Genomic DNA, 19,432 nt, shown 5'->3' with positions numbered 1-19,432 from the left:
GCTTCACAGGGTGAGCGGTTATGACGCCCACCCTGCGGTATAGATAACGCCTACTTCACCGGATCCGATGCCGGCGCTTTCACGGGCGGCGCCACCTGCTTGCGCCGCATCCGTCCCGCCTGGCGCTTCATGAAGTGCTCGAAGTCGTCCACATAGGTGAACACCGCCGGCACCACCAGCAGGCTCAGCAGGGTCGAGGTGATCAGGCCGCCGATCACCGCGATCGCCATCGGCGAGCGGAAGCTCGGGTCGCCCGACAGGCCCAGGGCCAGCGGCATCATGCCGGCGCCCATGGCGATGGTGGTCATCACGATCGGGCGCGAACGCTTGTGGCAGGCGTCGACCAGGGCATCGAAGCGGTTCATGCCCGCTTCGCGCGCCAGGATCGCATAGTCCACCAGCAGGATCGAGTTCTTGGTCACGATCCCCATCAGCATGATCAGGCCGATCATGGTCGGCATCGACAGCGCGTTCTGGGTGAGCAGCAGGGCCACGAAGGCGCCGCCGATCGACAGCGGCAGCGCCGCCAGGATCGTCACCGGCTGCATGAAGTCGTTAAACAGCAGCACCAGCACGCCATAGATGCACAGCACCCCGATCAGCATCGCCACGCCAAAGCTGGCGAACAGCGCCTGCATTTCCTGGGCGTCGCCCAGTTCCGCGATCTGCACGCCCGGCGGCAGCTTCTGGAACACCGGCAGAGCACGCGCCTCGGCATTGACCTCGCCCAGCGAGCGGCCCTGCAGCTCGACGTCGAGCGTGACGTTGCGGGTGCGGTTCAGGCGGTTGATCTCGGCCGGGCCGCTTTCCACCGTGATGGTGGCCACGTTGGCCAGCAGCACCGGTCCGCGCGCGCCGGGCACGGTCAGGCGGCCCAGCGCGTCGAGGTCGGCGCGTACCGCGTCGGGCAGCTTGACGCGGATCGGCACCTGGCGCTCGTCCAGGTTCATCTTGGACAGCGAGATGTCGTAGTCGCCGGCGGTGGCCACACGCACCGTCTCGCCGATGGCGGCGGCGGTCACGCCCAGGTCGGCGGCGCGCGCGAAGTCCGGGCGCACGATGATCTCGGGCCGCACCAGCGAGGCGCTGGAACTGACGTTGCCGATGCCCTTCAGGGTGCGCAGTTCGCGCTCGGCCTGGCGCGCGGCCGTGGTCAGGAGCTCCGGGTCTTCGCTGCGCAGCACCAGCTGCAGCTTGGTGCCGGTGTCGGGGGCGCCGACGTTGAAACGCGCGCCCGGGATCTGCGCCATCCTGACGCGCAGTGCGCGCTCGAGCTCGGACAGTCCGACGTCGCGGTCGTGGCGGTCGACGGTGGTCACCGTCAATACCGCGCGCCGCGCTTCCGCCGCCGCGCCCGGGGCGAAGGCGTCGCCGCTGGAGCCGCCGCCGATCGAGCTGAAGACGCCCTTGACGCCCTCGACCTGCATCGCCGCCAGGCGCGCCTGTTCGGCCACGGCATAGGTTTCGGCCAGGGTCGAGCCGGGCGGCAGTTCGACCGTCACCATGGTCTGCGAGCGGTCGGCCGGCGGCACGAAGCCGGTCGGCAGCAGCGGCACCAGCGCGATCGAGCACAGGAAGAACACGGCGGCGGCAATCGCGGTCGTCATGCGGTGGCGCAGGCACCACTGCATGGCGGCCATGTAGCGCCGCATCAGCGGGCCGTCCTTTTCTTCGCCGTGCTGCTTGGACGGCTTGAGGATATAGGCGGCCATCATCGGCGTGAGCAGGCGCGCCACGACCAGCGAGGCCAGGATCGCGATCACCGCGGTCCAGCCGAACTGCTTGAAGAATTTACCGGGAATGCCGCCCATGAAGGCGGTCGGCAGGAACACCGCGACCAGGGCGAAGGTGGTGGCGATCACCGCCATCCCGATCTCGTCGGCCGCTTCCAGCGCCGCCTGCATCGGGGTCTTCCCCATGCGCAGGTGGCGCGAGATGTTCTCGATCTCGACGATCGCATCGTCCACCAGCACGCCGATCACGAGCGCCAGCGACAGCAGGGTCACCATGTTGAGGGTGTAGCCGAACAGGTACTGGCCGAGGAAGGCCGGGATGACCGACAGCGGCAGCGCAGCCGCGGCCACCAGGGTGGCGCGCCAGTCGCGCAGGAACCACCACACCACCAGCACCGCCAGCACCGCGCCCTCGTACAGCATCTCCATCGAGGCGTCGAAGTTTTCCTGCACCGGTCCCGAGTTGTCGATCACCTCGCGCAGCACCACGCTCGGGTTTTCCTTCTGCAGCTGGGCCACCGCGGCGCGCGCGCCTTCGGCCACGTCCACTTCGCCCGCGCCGCGGGTGCGGAACACCTCGAAGCCGACCACCTTGCGGCCGTCCTGCAGGGCGATCGCACGCGGCTCGGCCACCGTGTCGGTGACGGTGGCGACCTGCGCGAGCTTCACGTGGCGGCCGTCCGGCAGCGGGATGTCCATCTGCGCCAGTTCCTGGGCCGAGTGCACGGTGGCGATGGTGCGCACCGACTGTTCGGCGCCGTTGACGTCGCCGCGGCCGCCCGGGCTTTCCCTCTGGACGTTGCGCAGCTGGCGCGACACGTCCAAGGCCGACACCCGCAGCGCCGCCATGCGCTGGTCGTCGAGTTCGACGCGCACTTCGCGGGTAACGCCGCCCACCCGCTTGACCGCGCCCAGGCCCGGCACGCTCAGCAGGCGCTTGGCCACGTCGTTGTCGACGAACCAGCTCAGTTCCTGGTCGTCCATGGCGCTGCCGGCGCTCTTGCTGCGCTCGACGCTGTAGGTGGCGACCACGCGCCCGGCGGTGGCCGCCTTGGTCACGCTCGGCTCGCGCATCTCGGCCGGCAGGTCGGCGCGCACCCGCGCCACCGCATCGCGCACGTCATTGACCGCGTCGGACAGGTCCTTTTCGAGAATGAACTCGATGGTGACGGTGGCCACGCCGTCCAGCACCTTGGTATAGATGTTCTTGACGCCCTGCAGGGTGGCGACCGAATCCTCGATCTTGCGCGCCACCTCGGTCTCGAGCTGGGCCGGCGCCGCGCCGTCCAGCGTGGCGGCGACGGTCACGATCGGCAGTTCGATGTCCGGGAAGTCCTGGATCTTGCTGGCCTTGAAGGCCAGCAGCCCTGCCACCGTGAGCAGGACGAACAGCATGATCGCCGGGATCGGATTGCGGATCGATAGAGCGGAAAAGTTCATGAGGATGCTCCGTTCAGCGTGCCGCGGTCTGGCGCGGCGCCGGGGCCGGCGCAGCCTTGGCCGGCGCGGCCGGTGGCGGCACATTGCGCACCAGATCGCCGTCATTCAGGAAACCGGCGCCGCTGATGACGATCGGGGTCCCGGCCGCCAGCCCGCCCACGATCTCGATGCGGTCGCCCAGGCGGCGGCCGGTGCTGACCTTCAGCTGGCTCACGCGGCTGTCCTGGTTGAGGCGGAACACGTAGCTGAATCCGTCGCGCACTGCGAGGGCCTGCTGCGGCACGGTGAGGGCGCTGGTGGCGCCCAGTTCGAAGCGGCCGCTGGCGAACATGCCGGCCTTGAGCGGCGCATTGGCGGAGAGCGAAGGCGGCAGGTCGACGTAGACCAGCGCCAGCCGGGTCTGCGGGTCGACGGTCGGCGCCACGGTGCGCACCTTGCCGACGATCTCGCTGCCGCTGGCGGCGCGCACCGCGGCGCGCATGCCCGGCTTGATGCGGCCCAGGTCGTTCGAGGTGACTTCGGCGCGCCATTCGAGGCGGCCTTGGCGGATCATGCGGAACAGCTCCGTGCCCGGGCCCGTGACGGCGCCGACGGTGGCGCTGCGCGCCGAGATGATGCCGCTGTCCGGCGCGACCACGGTGGCCTGGCGCAGGCGCAGCTCCTGCTGGGCCAGCGTGGCCCGGGCGGCGCTCACGCGCGCGGCGGCGGTGCGCTCGGCGGTCAGGAGCTGGGTGACTTGCTGTTCGCTCAGCGCGCCCGAGCTGCGCAGGGCGCGCGCCCGGTCCGCGTCCGCCTTGGCGGCGCTGGCGTTGGCCTGGGCTTCCTGCAGCGCGGCGCGCGCCTGGTCGACGTCGGCGCGCACGGTCTCGCTGGCGAATACCGCCAGGGTCTCGCCCTTCTTGACGACGTCGCCGACGTTCACCCGCACTTCACTCAGGCGCAGGCCATTCGATTCGCTGCCGATCACGGCTTCCTGCCAGGCGGCGACGCTGCCGTTGGCGGTCAATCCCACCGGCAGGGTGGTGGTGGACGGCTGGCCAGTGGTCACCGTGAGCGCCGGCGTCGGCGCGGCCGGCTTGTCGTCCTTGGCGGTGGCGCGCTTCGGCACGGCCAGCGCGAGGGCAAAACAGAGCGTTGCGGCGGCGATGGCCAGCAGTGGAACGGGGATGGTCTGGGGCAGGCGGCGGAGGGTTGGCATCTTCTTCAATCGGCTTTGGTTCAAGCTGTTAAGTGTAGCAAAATTGCAATGCGGTGCGGGCTGATTCGTATGCCGCCAAGCTTACAAACATTTACCAAACGGCGCAGCAAGGAGCCCCCTGTTGGTATATAAAGTCGGAATGCGCTTCCTCGCCATCCTGTGTTGTCTGCTCTTGTCCGTGGGTGGACCGGCCCATGCGCAGCCGCTCGCCCCGATCGAGGCCGGGCTCGCGCAGCACCTGCTGAACCGCCTGGGCTACGGCCCGGCGCCGGGCGAGGTGGCGCGGGTGCGCGCACTCGGTGCGCAGGGCTGGGTGGACAGCCAGCTGGCGCCGCCGCCGATGCCGCCGCGCCTGGAAGCGCGCCTGCGCACGCTGCCGGGGCCGGAAGCGGCCTTGCTGCGCGCCATCGCCAGCCCGCGCCAGCTGGAACAAGTGCTGGTGCGTTTCTGGCTCGACTACTTCAAGAAAGAAGAGGCCGCAGAGGCGCTGCTCCGTCCGCACGTGCTGGGCCGCTATGCCGATCTGCGCGCGGCGCTCGACCAGCATGCGCGCGGCCGGCATGGCGAACGCTCCGCGATGGGGGCGCTGGTGCGGCATTTCGTCTCCGCGCCCTCCGCCAGTCTGCAAGCGTCGGTGTGGCGGGTGTGGGAGGCCACGGGAGGCGAGCAGCGCGCCGTGCTGCGCCAGCTCTTGACCAGCCCGGAATTCCTGGCGCCCTCGCAGTGGCGCAGCAAGGAAAAAGATGGGTTCCGCTTCGTGGTCTCGGCAGTCCGGGCATCCGGCCTGGCGGTGGACAAGCTTGCGCCGCTGGTGGCCTTTGCTGACGGTCCGCTGCCGGATGCGCAGCGCGCCGAATTCGTGGAGCGCCTGGCCGCCGGAAGGCTGGCGCTGACGGCGTCCGTGGAGCCGTACGAATACGCCTCGTCGGCGCCGCCGCTGCGTGCCGGCGCCGCAGGCGAGGCGCCGCTGGGAACGCTAGCCCAGCCGGGGCCGGTGCTGATGGCGGCGCCGACGCCTTCCGCTGCCGCGATGGCGGCGGCGCGCAGCCACCCGGCGCACGCCCAGGGTTTGCGGGAACTGCTGCAGAGCCGCGATTTTCTACGGTATTGATGCCAGGAAGCGATTATTGCGCAGTGCAACAAAACGCCGTGAACGTGTCTGTTTCTGGAAACGCTTCCCGTCGAATTTTGATTACGTAGTTCTACGGTATTGCACTGCACAATAAAGCGGAGTATATTGGAACTGTCTCCTCCAGTTTTCTCCGAAAATTGGATTATCGCCCGCCAGCCGCAAGGTTCGCGGGCGCTTTTTTTTTAGAGCGTCCAACAATTCCCCTCATGGCGGCGTTGCATCGTCTCGCCGTACTAGAGTACTGTCTTCGACGATGCGCCTTGCCCTGAGGGTTTTGTTGGACGCTCTTGGTGCATTCAATCCGTTTGGGCGACATCAGCGCCCTGGAAAGCGCCCGCGCGCCAGGTCAGCACCAGGGTATCGCGGTGCCCATGCTCGCCCAGCGGCTGGATCGGCGTCGACTCATGGATGACGGCGGCATCGTCGAGCAGCAGCAGGGTCCATGGTTCCAGCATCGTGAAACGCTTGCCCGCCGGGCCGTCCGCCTCGAATACCCGGGTTTCCCCGCCCTTGATGCCGGTACGGCTGATCAGGATGACGGCGACGAAATCGACGCCGTCGCGGTGCGCGCCTTCCGGTGTCGGACGGCCGATGCCGTCGGCGGTGTCGATGCGGAACTGGTGCGCCTCCACATACCAGGTCTGGTGCCCGCGCACGCTGGAGCAGACGTCGCCCAGCGCCCGCAGCAGGCGGCTCCAGGCCGGGTTCGCGATGGTGGCGGTCTCGATCGGCGCGAACAGACGGTGCATGCCGCCGTGCAGGGCGTTGTACTCGACCGGCTGCCAATGCGGCCGGTGCGGCACCTGCACCAGGGCGTGGCCGCTGTCGTCGCTCTCGTCGATGAAGCAGGAATGGCGGCGGCGCCGGTAGCGGCCGCCGTCCTTGAGGTAGTTGTCGAGCTCGAGCCGGTCCCAGCTCGGCACCAGCGACTGCAGCTCCTCGAGCGAGCAGCCGGCCAGGCGCGCGACGTCTTGCGGACGCAGCAGGGCATAGCCCTCGCTGCGAATGGCTTCCGCCAGCTGCGACGGAGCGTTGTAGGGTAGTTCAGATGTGGTCATCCGGATAGCGTAGCAGGTTTCCCCGCTCCCGGCATGCTACCGGACAACTCGCCAGCAATTACCAGTTCTTCGTGAAGCTCAGTCGGAAGGAGCGCGGTTCGATCGGGTGGAAATGGATGTCGTCCACGGCATCCGCTTCGTTCGACAGGCGCGACGCATAGTAGTAGTCGATTGCCGAATCGCGCCGGTTGGTAAGATTGAAGCCTTCCAGCTCGATGCGCATGTCCTTGCCGAGTCGGTAGCCCACGCGGCCGTTGAGCGTCAGGCTGGGGCGCGAGCGGACGCTGTCGTCCTCGATCAGCGGACGCGGGCCGAAGTAGCGCAGGCGCAGGGCGCCCGACCACGGACCGAGACGGTCGACGGTCAGGCCCGCCTGGGCCACGCCTTCGACGGCGCCAGGAATACGACGGCTGGCGTCCCGGTCGCCGTCCGGGTTGCCGCCGCGCGAGCGTGCCCGCGCATAGGCCGCGTCGAAGTTCAGCGTCAGCCACTTGTTGGCGCGCACGCTGTTCGACAGCTCGACGCCGTAGCGGCGGCTCGGGTCGCCCGCCTCGGTATTGCCGGCGTCGCCGATGTAGGTCAGCTCGGAATCGAAGTCCAGGCGGTACACCGACACCGTGGTTTCCGTCTTCGGGATCGCCACCGTGCGCAGGCCCAGCTCCACGCCGCGCGAGCGCACCAGGCCCGGGGTACGGTCGACCGGATCGAGGCTCTTCGGATCGACCGTGGCAACGGTGCCACGCGCGTCGTTGCTGTGGAAGCCGTGGCCATAGTTGAAATACAGCTCGGTATGCTGCCACGGGCCGTAAGCGACGCTCAGTGTCGGCGTGACCAGCTTGTCGCGGGCGCGGCCGGCATTCTCGGGACGGTCGCCGTCGACGCGAAAAGCGTAGGCATTGGCGCGCAGACCCATCACGGTGCGCAGCGCCTGGCTCCACATCGTCGCGTTTTCCAGGTAGACGGCGGCGCTGCCTTCGACGATGTGGTCTTCGCGCGTGGTCGCGATGTGCTGGCGCGCGCGGGTGTCGTGCAGGCCGTTGAAGATGTTGTCGTTCTGGAGCTGGAAGCCGACGGTCATGTCCGAGGCGACGTCACCTCCCTTGTAGGCGTGCCAGGTATGGCTGCCGTCCAGGCCGGTGGTCACGCGGCGGTCCGGCTGGGCGAACTGGTCGCCGTTCACCGGGTCGTTCAGGAAATAAGTGAAGTTCGAATACAGCTCGCCCTTGTTGCGGATCGCATAGGCGCTCAGGCTGCTGGCGGTGTCCTGGGTGGTGCGGCGCCAGCTTCCGGACAGGCTGCTGCGCTCGGCCTTGCCGCCGTCGCTCAGGTCGATGGTGTCGAAACGTTTCAGCTGGCCGCTGGCCACCGCGCGCAGCGGGATCTGGTCGGAGGCGTTCCAGTGGCCGCGGTAGTGCATCGCGGTGACGGTCCAGCCGTTGTTGGCATAGCCGCGGCTGTAGCGCAGCACCGCGTTGATCTTGCGGTAGCCGTCCGGCCGCGCCCAGGGACCGTCGTTCTTCATCAGTTCCAGCGCGTACAGCAGGTTGCCGCCGGCCAGCTCGGGCGAGGCGGCCAGCACCGTGCGCGCATACGCGTCCTGGCCGACCGTGACGGCGGCCAGCGGCGAGACCAGCCGGTTGGCGTAGGCGATCGAGGCCTTGCCGGCCGAGGCGAAGTCGCCGTCCGTGGCCGAGTAGGGACCCTTGCGGTAGTCGAGGCGGGTGACGATTTCCGGGATCAGGAAGTTCAGGTCGGTCCAGCCCTGGCCGTGCGCATGGCTGCGCTGGTTGACCGGCATGCCGTCCACCCAGGTGGCGAGGTCGGTGCCGTGGTCCAGGTTGAAGCCGCGCAGGTAGAACTGGTTGGCCTTGCCTTCGCCGCTGTGCTGGCTGGCGATCAGGCCCGGGGTTGCTTCCAGCAGCTCGCCGGGGCGGTAGACGGTGCGGTTGGCCAGGTCCTTGGCGCCGACGGTGCCGGAGCTGGCCGAGTCGGTCATGCCGATCTGGCTGGTGCGCGAACCTTCGACGAGGACACGCTGCAGGACGAAGTCGTCGGCCAGCGCCGGGACGTGGAGGAACAGTGCGGCGATGGCGCCGGCAAGCGCAGTACGGTTGAAACGAAGCATCAGGGTTGTTTCTCTTGCGTTGGCTGCTCGACGGCGGCCTGGGTGAAAGTCAGCGAGCGGATCGCGCCCGCGTTGTTGAGGTTGACGGTATTGACCTGGTCCGGCAGGAAGTCCATCAGGACGCCCTGGTGGATCGCGGCGGTCTTCGACAGCGGGGCATGTTCCAGTTCCTGGTAGATGACCACGCTCTGCGAATCGGCGGTCATGCCGATCCAGCGCACCGGCAGGCGCGCCTTGTCCTCGCCCTTCAGGAAAAAGCGCTCCTCGACGTACTTGCGCAGCACCACCTGGTCTTCCGGGTCGCCCAGGTCGAACTGGCGGCCGTACAGGTTCATCAGGAGCGCCTCGACGTCGTGCGCCATGTAGGTATGGACGATCTCCGTGCTGCCGGTGCGCGGATTGAACGCGACCTCGGTGATTCCCATGTGGAAGCGGTGCGCGCCCGCCGCCGCGCTGAGAGACAGCAGGGCGGCGGCGAACAGCGCCTTATAGGCGTGCTTCAGGCGAAACATCATTACTGGGCTTTCTTCGCCGCGTCAGGCGTCCTGGCCGGCGCCAGCCTGGTGTTCGCATCGCGCATCAGGTTGTTTGCCGGCTCACGCTCGGACTTGAACAGTTCCAGGCGCGACGGCACCGCCTTGGCCGGCCAGGCGTTGTTGCTCACGTCGATGTCGGCGGTCTCCCAGTACGGGTCCTGCACCAGGCTCACGATCGGCTCGTCGGTGACGAACAGCTTGGTGATCTTCTTCGGCGAGTAGCGCCATACTTCGGCCGGGATGCGTTCGATGTATTTTTTTCCGCTCTGGGTCGTGATCTCCACGATCAGCGGCATCACCAGGCCACCCTTGTTCGAGAAGTCCACCAGGTACAGGTGCTTGCCTTCCTTGAGCAGGGCCTTTTCCCAGTCCTCCAGGCCAGCCATGGTCTCCTTGAACTTGTTGCGGTCCTTGTTGGTGACCGTGAAGTCGTCGTTCTCGTTGTAGAAGTCCTTCAGCTCCGGGAAGCGGTCGACGCGGCGCTCCATGCCCTTGTTGCGCTGGTCGGTGATCGAGATCGGCTCGGCCTGCTTGCGGGCGCGTGCCCAGGCCTTCTCGATTTCCGGATCCTTGCTGCTGATGGTGTACTCGGTCACGCCGTCCACGCTGATGTCGACCGCGTCGGTGGTGTAGAACCAGCCGCGCCAGAACCAGTCCAAGTCCGTGCCGGAGGCATCTTCCATCGTGCGGAAGAAGTCGGCCGGGGTCGGGCGCTTGAACTTCCAGCGCTCGGAGAACTCCTTGAAGGCGAAGTCGAACAGTTCGCGGCCGAGGATGGTCTCGCGCAGGATGTTCAGCGCGGCGGCCGGCTTGGCATAGGCGTTGTTGCCGCGCTGGATAGTCGATTCGGCGTTGGTCATGATCGGCACCTGGTTGGTGCTGCGCATGTAATCGACGATGTTGCGCGCTTCGCCGCGGCGCGACGGGTAATTGTCTTCCCAGGCTTCCTCGGCCAGGAACTGCAGGAAGCTGTTCATGCCCTCGTCCATCCAGGTCCACTGGCGCTCGTCCGAGTTGACGATCATCGGGAAGTAGTTGTGGCCCACCTCGTGGATGATCACGCTGATCAGGCCGTACTTGGTGCTCTTCGCATAGGTGAGTTCACCGGTCTTCTTGTCCTTCACCGGGCGGCCGCCGTTGAACGAGATCATCGGGTATTCCATGCCGCCGATCGAGCCGTTCACCGAGATCGCGGTCGGGTAGGGATAGTCGAAGGAGTACTTGTTGTACTGCTCGATGGTGTGGATCACGGCGGCCGTCGAGTAGCGCTCCCACAGCGGGTTGCCTTCCTTCGGGTAATAGGACATGGCCAGCACGTCCTGCTTGCCGCTCTTGATGCCCTGGGCATCCCAGATGAACTTGCGGCTCGAGGCAAAGGCGAAGTCGCGCACGTCCTTCGCCTTGAAGTGCCAGGTTTTGGTCGCCTTCGAGCGGCCTTTTTCGGCGGCTTCGGCCTCAAGCTGGGTGACGATGACGACCGGCTTGCTCGCCTTGCGTGCCTGGTTCAGGCGCTCGCGCTGGGCGGCGGTGAGCACTGCGTTCGCGTTCTGCAGCTCGCCGGTGGACGCGACGATGTGGTCGGCCGGGACGGTCAGCTGCACGTCGTAGTCGCCGAATTCCAGCGTGAATTCGCCGTCGCCCATGTACTGCTTGTTCTGCCAGCCCTTGACGTCGTAATAAGCCGCCATGCGCGGGAACCACTGGGCGGTCAGGTAGATGTCGTTGCCGTCGTCGAACTTCTCGAAGCCGGTGCGGCGGCCGACGACGTTCGCTTCGGGGATGTTGAAGGTCCAGGCCATGTTGAAGGACACGCGCGCGCCCGGCTTGAGCGGCTGCGGCAGGTCGATGCGCATCATGGTCTTGTTGACCGTGTGGCGCAGGGCGCGGCCGTCAACGCCTGTCAGGCTGGTGACCTGGATGCCGCCTTCGAAGCTGCGCTGTGCGAGCGTGGCCTTCAGGGTGTCGAACTTGACGCCATCGTTGCCGCGTGCTTGCCAGGCGTCGCGCGAGGGCAGGGTGGAGATGCGGCGGTTGTCCGAATCGGCGCGGAACATGTTCTGGTCCAGCTGCACCCACAGGTAGGACAGCGTATCCGGCGAATTGTTGTAATAGGTGACGGTGCCGGAACCGGTGACGGCGCGCTTGTCCTCGTCGAGGGTGGCGCGCAGGCGGTAGTCGGCGCGCTGCTGCCAGTAGCGGTGGCCCGGGGCGCCCGAGGCGGTGCGGGTGTCGGTGGCGGTCGGCAGCAACTCGTCGAGCTGGCGGAACTTGTCGTCGAAGGCCGGGGCGGCGTGGGCGGCGCTGGCCAGGAACAGGGCGGCGATGCTTGCCTGCAGTTGCTTGATTTTCATGCTATTTGCTTGCTCAATAAAGAAACGGCAGGGCGCGCAGCCCTGCCGGTGATGACGGGTCGACAGCGTATTACTCGGCCTTCGGCGCCTCCTGGCCTGCCGCCTTCGGCGGGGCCAGCTTGGTGTTGAAGTCGCGCATCAGGTTGTTCGCCGGCTCACGCTCGGACTTGAACAGTTCCAGGCGCGACGGCACCGCCTTGGCCGGCCAGGCGTTGTTGCTCACGTCGATGTCGGCGGTCTCCCAGTACGGGTCCTGCACCAGGCTCACGATCGGCTCGTCGGTGACGAACAGCTTGGTGATCTTCTTCGGCGAGTAGCGCCATACTTCGGCCGGGATGCGTTCGATGTATTTTTTTCCGCTCTGGGTCGTGATCTCCACGATCAGCGGCATCACCAGGCCACCCTTGTTCGAGAAGTCCACCAGGTACAGGTGCTTGCCTTCCTTGAGCAGGGCCTTTTCCCAGTCCTCCAGGCCAGCCATGGTCTCCTTGAACTTGTTGCGGTCCTTGTTGGTGACCGTGAAGTCGTCGTTCTCGTTGTAGAAGTCCTTCAGCTCCGGGAAGCGGTCGACGCGGCGCTCCATGCCCTTGTTGCGCTGGTCGGTGATCGAGATCGGCTCGGCCTGCTTGCGGGCGCGTGCCCAGGCCTTCTCGATTTCCGGATCCTTGCTGCTGATGGTGTACTCGGTCACGCCGTCCACGCTGATGTCGACCGCGTCGGTGGTGTAGAACCAGCCGCGCCAGAACCAGTCGAGGTCGGTGCCGGAGGCATCTTCCATGGTGCGGAAGAAGTCGGCCGGAGTCGGACGCTTGAACTTCCAGCGCTCGGCGTATTCCTTGAAGGCGAAGTCGAACAGTTCGCGGCCGAGGATGGTCTCGCGCAGGATGTTCAGCGCGGCGGCCGGCTTGGCGTACGCGTTGTTGCCGAACTGGAGCAGGGACTCCGAGTTGGTCATGATCGGCACCTGGTTCTGGGAGCGCATGTAGGGCACGATCGTGCGCGGATGGCCGCGCATTTCATCCCAGTCCTCTTCCCAGGCTTCCTGGGCCAGCGACTGCACGAAGGAGTTGATGCCCTCGTCCATCCAGGTCCACTGGCGCTCGTCCGAGTTGACGATCATCGGGAAGTAGTTGTGGCCCACCTCGTGGATGATCACGCCGATCAGGCCGTACTTGGTGCGCTTCGAGTAGGTCAGCTCGCCGGTCTTCTTGTCCTTGACCGGACGCGGGCCGTTGAAGGTGATCATCGGGTATTCCATGCCGCCCACCGGGCCGTTCACGGAAATCGACACCGGGTAGGGATAGTCGAACGAGTACTTGTTGTACTGCTCGATGGTGTGGATGATCGCGTGGGTCGAGTAGCGCTCCCACAGCGGGTTGCCTTCCTTCGGATAGTAGGACATCGCCATCACGTCGGTGTTGCCCGACTTGATGCCCTGCGCATCCCAGATGAACTTGCGGCTCGACGCAAAGGCGAAGTCGCGCACGTTCTTGGCCTTGAAGTGCCAGGTTTTCGTGTTAGTGGCGCGGCCTTTTTCGGCGGCTTCCGCTTCGGCCTGGGTCACGATGATGACCGGCTTCTTGGCGGTCTTGGCCTGCTGCAGGCGCTGGCGCTGGGTGGCGGTGAGCACCTCGTTCGGGTTCTGCAGTTCGCCGGTGGACGCCACGATGTGGTCGGCCGGGACGGTGATGCGCACGTCGTAGTCGCCGAATTCCAGCGTGAACTCGCCCGAACCCAGGAACTGCTTGTGCTGCCAGCCGTAGACGTCATAGTAGGCCGCCATGCGCGGGAACCACAGGGCGATCTCGTACAGGTCGTTGCCGTCGTCGAACTTCTCGTAGCCGGAACGGCCGCCGAGCACCTTCTGCTCGTTGATGTTGTAGTTCCAGTCGAGGCTGAACGACACGCGCGAACCCGGTTTCAGGGCCTGCGGCAGGTCGATGCGCATCATGGTGCCGTTGATGGTGTACTTCAGCGGACGGCCGCCGCTGTCGCGCACGTTGGCGACCTTGAAGCCGCCGTCGAAATCGCGCGCCGTGAACAGGGTGCGCAGGGCGTCGAACTTCACGCCGTCGTTGCCGCGCGCCTGCCAGGCATCGCGCGAGGGCAGGGTGGCGGTGCTGCGGGCCGCCGAATCCGGCTTGTAGATGTTCTCGTCCAGCTGCAGCCAGAGGTACTTCAGCGTGTCAGGGGAATTGTTGTGGTACGTGATGGTGCCCGAACCGGTGAGCGAACGCTTGTTCTCGTCGAGCGTGGCGCGCATCGTGTAGTCGGCGCGCTGCTGCCAGTAAGCATGGCCCGGCGCGCCCGAGGCGGTGCGCACGGCGCCCGGCGTCGGCAGCAGTTCGTCAAGCTGGCGGAATTTGTCGTCGAAAGGCGGCGCTGCGAAAACCGTGGCACTGAGGCACAGCGCGGCTAGTCCGATGGGCAGACGTATCATATTTCCCCTGGAATTATCATTGGTATAGGAAAAACTATTCTAGCTTTACCAATTATCAATTGCTCAGAGGATTTGTAAAAAAGCTGATACATGATGCATATGTGTCCCCGCCCCGGCCGGAATTGTGTCTTATTCGCCCGGCTCGAAGCCACGCACGGGGAAATCGTCCCCGCGCTGGATCCAGTTGCGCGGCGAATAGATGGAGCGGGCATCGGTGGCATGCAGGGTGAATGCGTGGCGCGACACCTTTGATCTGTTCGGGGCGCTGTAGTGCGGCAGCAGGCCGTGGAAGCAGACCAGGGTGCCGGCCCTGGCTTCCAGCGGGACGGCGGTGCTGTTGTCCGGCCAGGGCGTGCTGTCCAGCTTTTCCATCGTGATCGTGTCGCCAACGCGCAGGAAGCGCTCGCGCAGCGGACCGCGGTGGCCGCCCGGCTCGGCCCACAGGCAGCCGTTGTCCACGGTCGCGTCTTCCAGCGCGAACCAGAAGGTGGTCACGGTGATCGGGTCGCTGTCGAAGAAGGTGGCGTCCTGGTGCCAGCGCACCTCGCCGCCGATGCCGGGCTGCTTGAAGATGTACATCGACTGCCACACCTGCGCTTGCTCCAGGCCCAGGCCGCGCGCCACGGCGGCCAGCTTCGGGTCGCGCGTGAAGGCGTGGAAGACCGGGTCGAGGTCGTGCATGGCGTGGCCGATCTTGTTGATCGAGAGCGCCTTGGCCTGGCGCAGCTGACCGTCGGGGCCGAAGGCCTCTTCCTCGAAGAAGCAGCGCACCGTGTTGTCCGAGCCCAGGAACCAGTCATCGCTGGCGCGGGCCTGGTCTTTCGTCGTGAAGATGGCGCGCGATTCGGTGGGGTCGAAGGCGTCGACGATTTCTTCGGCGCGGCGGCGCAGGGCGGCGATTTCTTCGATGCTCTTAAACTCGGGGATGACGAGGAAGCCGTCGCGTTCGTACTGGGCGCCCTGTTCTGGTGTCAGCATGATGGGAGATCCGGACAAAACGCCATTGTAGCGCTGCGTGTCCCTTGGTCTCCCTACTAGTCGGTGCTCTTCGTGTAACTCGTACTAGCGAGAACGGCTCCGTAGCCTCAACACGAGTGCTGCGAGGAGCGCCGTACCGATGAACAATCCACCAAAGATCGACGTGAGATTGTTCACATCTTGAAGGAAGCTGGTTATTTGCACAGTCATAAATACAGCCACGAAGAAGCCGACGCTAAGCGAAATGAGCCCCCTTCGCCATTTGTCTGGGAGTGGGGTCGGCAAAGAGAGAATAACGAATGTCACTAGCGATGAGAGAAATGCGGAAACGCCAACGATTATGGCAGCATCCCTTACGAACGTCTGGGGGGCGGGAAGAAAGCAAACGCCGTACACAAACGCGAAATTGACAATCCCAGCCCCTAGTGGGAATAGGATTCGTCGAAATATTGCCCTTGGGCCTCGCAGGTATTTTAGAACGACCCATGCGATGCAGCCCGTTCCAACGAATGACATAAAGATTATGCCGCTCGCCCTATCGGAACTCATGTCAGGTGTGAACACGACTCCCGTTAGCCAGAGAAGCACGATCACAAAGAATGCTATCCCAAGCGATATAAGCGCACTCATGCGAAGGGCTCAGCTGCGGGACAGTTGAAATACATTCCGGCGTCACTACCGCCAGCCTTGACCACTTCTTCTACGAAGGACACGCAGTTGTTCGGCAAAACGCGCCAATGCCAAGGCTTCGCTAGTAATTCCACGAGTTTGGCATGCGCACCAATAGGATCAGGAATCTGGACGATCCAGCGCCGAATCTCTCTCTTGCCGTTCTCGCGTAAGTACCTCATGTAGCCTTCCTCGCGCATGAACCAAGGACGGTTTTTCAAGCCGTCCACATGGAAATACCAGCCACCGCCAGTGGCGAGCAGTGTATGGCCGCAGAAATTACCAGGAACACCCGACACAATTACAGCGCGGGTCATCTTAAAATCAAATGGTTTTATGGGGCAGTGATTCATTACTTCGCCAATGTAAGGGCTGGACATAAGCGCCTCCTATTAGCAAACAGTGTTCTTCGCGCAGTCCCAGCCCCCCAGGGTGCTTCCGTCAGTCCCTCCCCGGATGGATTGCTTTACGTGTTCCCAGTTGATTCGTGAGTAAGATAGTTGCACGACTTCCTTCATAATGCCGCCCCCACCGCTGTCGTATGTCACGTTGGAAATCATCACGTTTGCTAAAGTGATTCTTTCGTAACAGATCGGCTTCCCATCCCCGTCCGAGCGCATAAATTCGAACACCGCCTTTGGAATTGTCTTCCCCATCGCACAGTGCTGCCAGAGCAGCGGGGATGACAAGTCAGCCAGCTTTTCAAGCATGATGTCCGAAAGCGTCGCTTTGCCTGCCGTCATCCCCCCTGCTGTGGACACGGTGGAAGCCCTCGGCTGGTGGACGCTACCGAGTACCTTCGAAACTTCGATCCAGTTTTTGTGTTTGTCGTCGGTGCTTTCGCCCTTGATGCCGTCGATCTGCAGGTACGCATCGATTGCCATTCTTTCCTCCCTTGTAGGTTGAAGCGCGATCTTGCCCGACTGAACAAAAGCAACGTTGGCAACAGTCAGGAACGGGAGGGACGTAGATCAACCGGCAGTGTTTCAAGGCTGAAAATTTCCGCCAAGAATTTGGGGAGATGGCCCTTCACTTTAACTGGCCGGTCGAGGCAGAAAAGTATCAAGGGCAAGAGTTTGGCTTAGCGGTTGAGGGATAGGGCCTCAACGGGGCCAAACCTGTCCAAAAAAATATCGTAGGAGCGCTCTTTTCAGGCCTGACAAGGGAAAGTGCCAACTCTGCCTTAAACAGCCTTTTCTAGGCTCTACTTGGGGACTGTTACGCGTCAGGACTTTGACTGAATAATCTGGCTTCTCCTATCAGACAATTTCCTGTCGAAATAGGTCCAAGGCTGGTAGCACCACGGTGTGTCCTGTCGGTAGCGGCCAACGTCGTTGAATCGCCACGAGTTCAGCAGACAATCCTATGCCTGAGCAGATGCCAGGCCGGCGCCCGCCCGCCTCAAGCCGGCGCTTCCGCCGCCATCGTGAAGGTGAACGAGGTCGATCCGGCGCTCGAGCTGACTTCGACCGTGCCGCCATGGCCGCGCGCGATCTGGTCGACGATGTACAGGCCGAGCCCCAGGCCTTCGCTGCCGGCGCGCGAGGCCGCGCGCCAGTAGGGTTTCAGGAGCTGGGCGATGACGGCCGGGCTCAGGTCCGGCCCGCCGTTGGTGACGCGCAGCGTGAACCGGCCTTCGCGCACGTGCGCGACCACGAATACGGGATGGCGTTCGCTGCCGTGCACCAGGGCGTTCTTGAGCAGGTTGGACAGCAGTTGCGCCAGGCGCTCCGGGTCGCAGTGCAGCGACATGCCGGGCTGGATCGCGGTGTCGATGGTGCGCTCCGGGTAGAGGCCGGACAGTTCGTCCACCACGTCGTACAGGCGCAGGTCGGCGCCTTTCACGGGACGCAGGTCGAGCGCGATGCCGCTGCCCATGCGCCCGCGCGTGAAGTCGACCACGTCCTCGACCAGGGCCGCCATGCGGCGGGTGCTGCGGCGGATGCGTTCGACCACCTGGCGGGTCGACGGGTCCTGGTGCTTCAATAGCAGGATCTCGCTGGCCGACAGCACGGACCCGAGCGGCGTGCGCAGGTCGTGTCCGAGCACGGCGATGAACTGTTCGCGCAGCTCGGCCGTCTCGCGCTCGTCCAGCAGGGCGGCGCGCGCTTCGCCCAGCGAGCGCTCGCTTTCCAGCTGCTTGGCGATCAGTTCGGTGAACAGGTGCAGGGTCGAGACGGTGACGGCATCGGTCAGGCGCGCCGGTTCCGGGTCGAGTCCGCACAGGGTGCCGAAATACTGGCCGTCGGGACGGAAGACGGGAATCGAGAAGTAGCTCTGGAAGCCGTAGATACGCGGGGTGTGGTGGTCGCGGTACTGGTCGCTCTCGCGGACGTGGTCGATGATCACGGCGGCGCCGCTATCGCGCACTTCCTCGCACAGGGTGGTGGTGACGTCGAGCGGGTCGCCCGGCTTGAGGCCGAATTCGAGCTTGTCGAGCACCGCGCAGGCGGTCCAGGAATCCGGGGTGACGTGGGCGATGCACACGAAGCGCAGGCCGGTCATCGCGGCGACGGTTTCCAGGATCTTCGGCACCGCGCCGATGGCCTGGATCTCGTCGACGCAGCTTGGTGCATGTGCTGCCATGGAACGCCCTACGAAACGGTTGCAAACGAGCCATGGTAGCACTTGTGGTACGAAGAAAAACTAGTTGTTACAAATCCACTGCTCTTCTGCGTAAACACGTTCCTCGCCCAGGTAGACCGCATCCGTCACCGCGAAGACGTCGATGTGGTAGCGCGCATCCTTGCGCTTGAAACCGGGCTTCGGATACACGCCATGCTTGGCGCCGAGCGACAGGTGGATGCCGCACATGCGCTCGTAGGTGCCGATGTCGTCCACGCGGCGCGTGCGCGTGAAAGCGCGGTTCAGCCCGAAGCCCAGCTCGCGCACCCAGACTTCGCCTTCGTCGGCGGTGATTTTATCCAGCACTTCCTGGAAGGCGGGGGTCGCGTTTTCCGTGCCGACCACGCGCCCGCGCTCGACGATCAGGGTCACCGGCAACTCCGGACGGTTGGAGCGGTAACTGGTGTCGCCGAAGACGTGCACCTGCACCCGGCCGTGCACCGCCTCCAGGTCGAGCGCCTCGGTGAACACCTCGCCGATCGGGAACTGGCCGCCGACGTTATGCATCTCGCTGTAGTCGCCCACGTTCAGCTTGGCCGGCTCGAAAGCCGAACTAAAATGCAGGGTCTCGCCGCCGCCCTCGACCCGCCCGTGCGGCGCTGCGTCGATCCGCGCTTTCAAGGCGCGCCCGGTGCCGCGGAAGTAGGCCGGATCGTAGGCCAGCGCTTCGATGTAGTGCTCCGACTGCGGGCCCGGCATGCGCGACAGGTGCACATGCTCGATCACTTTCAGCCCCAGCTTGAACAGCTCGACCCGGATGCGGAAGCCGTCCAGGCGGAAGTTGGTCGACTGCACCAGCACCACCAGGTCCTTCGGCGCCATCGCGCGGAAGGCGGCCAGCACGGCCTCGGGCGTGGCGCCGTCGAAGTCGATGAAGCGCGCCTCGGGCAGGTTGCGGCGGTAGCCCTCGGTCAGGGCGCGCGACAGGGGCGTGCGCCCGTCATGCACGACCAGCGCACGCTGCCCGGGGCCGTGTTCGAGCGCGACCGCGAGGATGTCGCGCAGGTGCGCGCTGGCGGTGTCGACGGCGTGTGCGGGGAGTGCGTCCTGCAGGAGGACGTCGGACGGGGCTGTGGTATGCATGTTCGAGGGAAATGAATGCGAAATCGGCGCCATTATACGTACGTTGGCCAAAAGTTCCGTACTT

General features: G+C 65.1%; 13 protein-coding genes. 1 reads left to right on the top strand and 12 read right to left on the bottom strand.

Translation table 11 applies throughout. The features are described 5' to 3' along the window. Positions 1-50: 50 nt before the first annotated feature. Complete coding sequence (locus tag MasN3_RS21885) at positions 51-3,173, bottom strand: efflux RND transporter permease subunit (RefSeq protein ID WP_281910204.1); 3,123 nt, start codon at positions 3,171-3,173, stop codon at positions 51-53. 13 nt (positions 3,174-3,186) lie between these two features. Next, positions 3,187-4,371, bottom strand: coding sequence for an efflux RND transporter periplasmic adaptor subunit (locus tag MasN3_RS21880; protein WP_281910203.1), 1,185 nt, complete (start codon positions 4,369-4,371; stop codon positions 3,187-3,189). 121 nt (positions 4,372-4,492) lie between these two features. On the opposite strand from MasN3_RS21880, the gene MasN3_RS21875 reads away from it, so the two are divergent. After that, the gene (locus MasN3_RS21875) at positions 4,493-5,482 is read left to right on the top strand and encodes a DUF1800 family protein (RefSeq protein ID WP_281910202.1); all 990 of its coding nucleotides are present in this window, start codon (positions 4,493-4,495) and stop codon (positions 5,480-5,482) included. A gap of 317 nt (positions 5,483-5,799) precedes the next feature. Here MasN3_RS21875 and MasN3_RS21870 read toward each other — a convergent pair whose 3' ends face one another. The 10 genes from MasN3_RS21870 to MasN3_RS21825 form a co-directional block, all read right to left on the bottom strand. After that, the gene (locus MasN3_RS21870; RefSeq protein ID WP_281910201.1) at positions 5,800-6,561 is read right to left on the bottom strand and encodes a 2OG-Fe dioxygenase family protein; all 762 of its coding nucleotides are present in this window, start codon (positions 6,559-6,561) and stop codon (positions 5,800-5,802) included. A 58-nt stretch (positions 6,562-6,619) separates the two neighbouring features. Further along, positions 6,620-8,686, bottom strand: coding sequence for a TonB-dependent receptor (locus MasN3_RS21865; protein WP_281910200.1), 2,067 nt, complete (start codon positions 8,684-8,686; stop codon positions 6,620-6,622). After that, positions 8,686-9,201: a DUF6702 family protein gene (locus tag MasN3_RS21860; protein ID WP_281910199.1), complete on the bottom strand. Its 516-nt coding sequence runs from the start codon at positions 9,199-9,201 to the stop codon at positions 8,686-8,688. The genes MasN3_RS21865 and MasN3_RS21860 overlap by 1 nt, the downstream gene beginning before the upstream one ends. Continuing rightward, positions 9,201-11,573, bottom strand: coding sequence for a M1 family metallopeptidase (locus MasN3_RS21855; RefSeq protein ID WP_281910198.1), 2,373 nt, complete (start codon positions 11,571-11,573; stop codon positions 9,201-9,203). The genes MasN3_RS21860 and MasN3_RS21855 overlap by 1 nt, the downstream gene beginning before the upstream one ends. A 70-nt stretch (positions 11,574-11,643) precedes the next feature. Beyond that, positions 11,644-14,013, bottom strand: coding sequence for a M1 family metallopeptidase (locus tag MasN3_RS21850; RefSeq protein ID WP_281910197.1), 2,370 nt, complete (start codon positions 14,011-14,013; stop codon positions 11,644-11,646). A gap of 129 nt (positions 14,014-14,142) precedes the next feature. Then, a complete protein-coding gene (locus tag MasN3_RS21845) occupies positions 14,143-14,991 on the bottom strand; it encodes a phytanoyl-CoA dioxygenase family protein (protein ID WP_281910196.1) in 849 nt (282 codons plus the stop codon). A gap of 626 nt (positions 14,992-15,617) precedes the next feature. Beyond that, complete coding sequence (locus MasN3_RS21840) at positions 15,618-16,040, bottom strand: hypothetical protein (RefSeq protein WP_281910195.1); 423 nt, start codon at positions 16,038-16,040, stop codon at positions 15,618-15,620. A gap of 12 nt (positions 16,041-16,052) precedes the next feature. After that, positions 16,053-16,544, bottom strand: a complete 492-nt coding sequence (locus MasN3_RS21835) for an Hcp family type VI secretion system effector (protein ID WP_281910194.1) — start codon at positions 16,542-16,544, stop codon at positions 16,053-16,055. A 517-nt stretch (positions 16,545-17,061) separates the two neighbouring features. Continuing rightward, the gene (locus tag MasN3_RS21830) at positions 17,062-18,246 is read right to left on the bottom strand and encodes a GAF domain-containing sensor histidine kinase (RefSeq protein WP_281910193.1); all 1,185 of its coding nucleotides are present in this window, start codon (positions 18,244-18,246) and stop codon (positions 17,062-17,064) included. 60 nt (positions 18,247-18,306) lie between these two features. After that, positions 18,307-19,368, bottom strand: a complete 1,062-nt coding sequence (locus MasN3_RS21825) for a hypothetical protein (protein ID WP_281910192.1) — start codon at positions 19,366-19,368, stop codon at positions 18,307-18,309. Between the last annotated feature and the right edge of the window lie 64 nt (positions 19,369-19,432).

Source organism: Massilia varians (genome assembly GCF_027923905.1).
Classification (GTDB): Bacteria; Pseudomonadota; Gammaproteobacteria; order Burkholderiales; family Burkholderiaceae_D; genus Telluria; species Telluria varians_B.
Note: the sequence above shows the minus strand (reverse complement) of the source record. Positions and strands in the feature narration are given on the sequence as shown.

Bases quoted from the DNA above. Each gene is read 5' to 3' on its own strand.
- MasN3_RS21885 (WP_281910204.1), bottom strand. From the start codon at position 3,173: ATGAACTTTTCCGCTCTATCGATCCGCAATCCGATCCCGGCGATCATG.
- MasN3_RS21880 (WP_281910203.1), bottom strand. From the start codon at position 4,371: ATGCCAACCCTCCGCCGCCTGCCCCAGACCATCCCCGTTCCACTGCTG.
- MasN3_RS21870 (WP_281910201.1), bottom strand. From the start codon at position 6,561: ATGACCACATCTGAACTACCCTACAACGCTCCGTCGCAGCTGGCGGAA.
- MasN3_RS21865 (WP_281910200.1), bottom strand. From the start codon at position 8,686: ATGCTTCGTTTCAACCGTACTGCGCTTGCCGGCGCCATCGCCGCACTG.
- MasN3_RS21860 (WP_281910199.1), bottom strand. From the start codon at position 9,201: ATGATGTTTCGCCTGAAGCACGCCTATAAGGCGCTGTTCGCCGCCGCC.
- MasN3_RS21855 (WP_281910198.1), bottom strand. From the start codon at position 11,573: ATGAAAATCAAGCAACTGCAGGCAAGCATCGCCGCCCTGTTCCTGGCC.
- MasN3_RS21850 (WP_281910197.1), bottom strand. From the start codon at position 14,013: ATGATACGTCTGCCCATCGGACTAGCCGCGCTGTGCCTCAGTGCCACG.
- MasN3_RS21845 (WP_281910196.1), bottom strand. From the start codon at position 14,991: ATGCTGACACCAGAACAGGGCGCCCAGTACGAACGCGACGGCTTCCTC.
- MasN3_RS21840 (WP_281910195.1), bottom strand. From the start codon at position 16,040: ATGTCCAGCCCTTACATTGGCGAAGTAATGAATCACTGCCCCATAAAA.
- MasN3_RS21835 (WP_281910194.1), bottom strand. From the start codon at position 16,544: ATGGCAATCGATGCGTACCTGCAGATCGACGGCATCAAGGGCGAAAGC.
- MasN3_RS21830 (WP_281910193.1), bottom strand. From the start codon at position 18,246: ATGGCAGCACATGCACCAAGCTGCGTCGACGAGATCCAGGCCATCGGC.
- MasN3_RS21825 (WP_281910192.1), bottom strand. From the start codon at position 19,368: ATGCATACCACAGCCCCGTCCGACGTCCTCCTGCAGGACGCACTCCCC.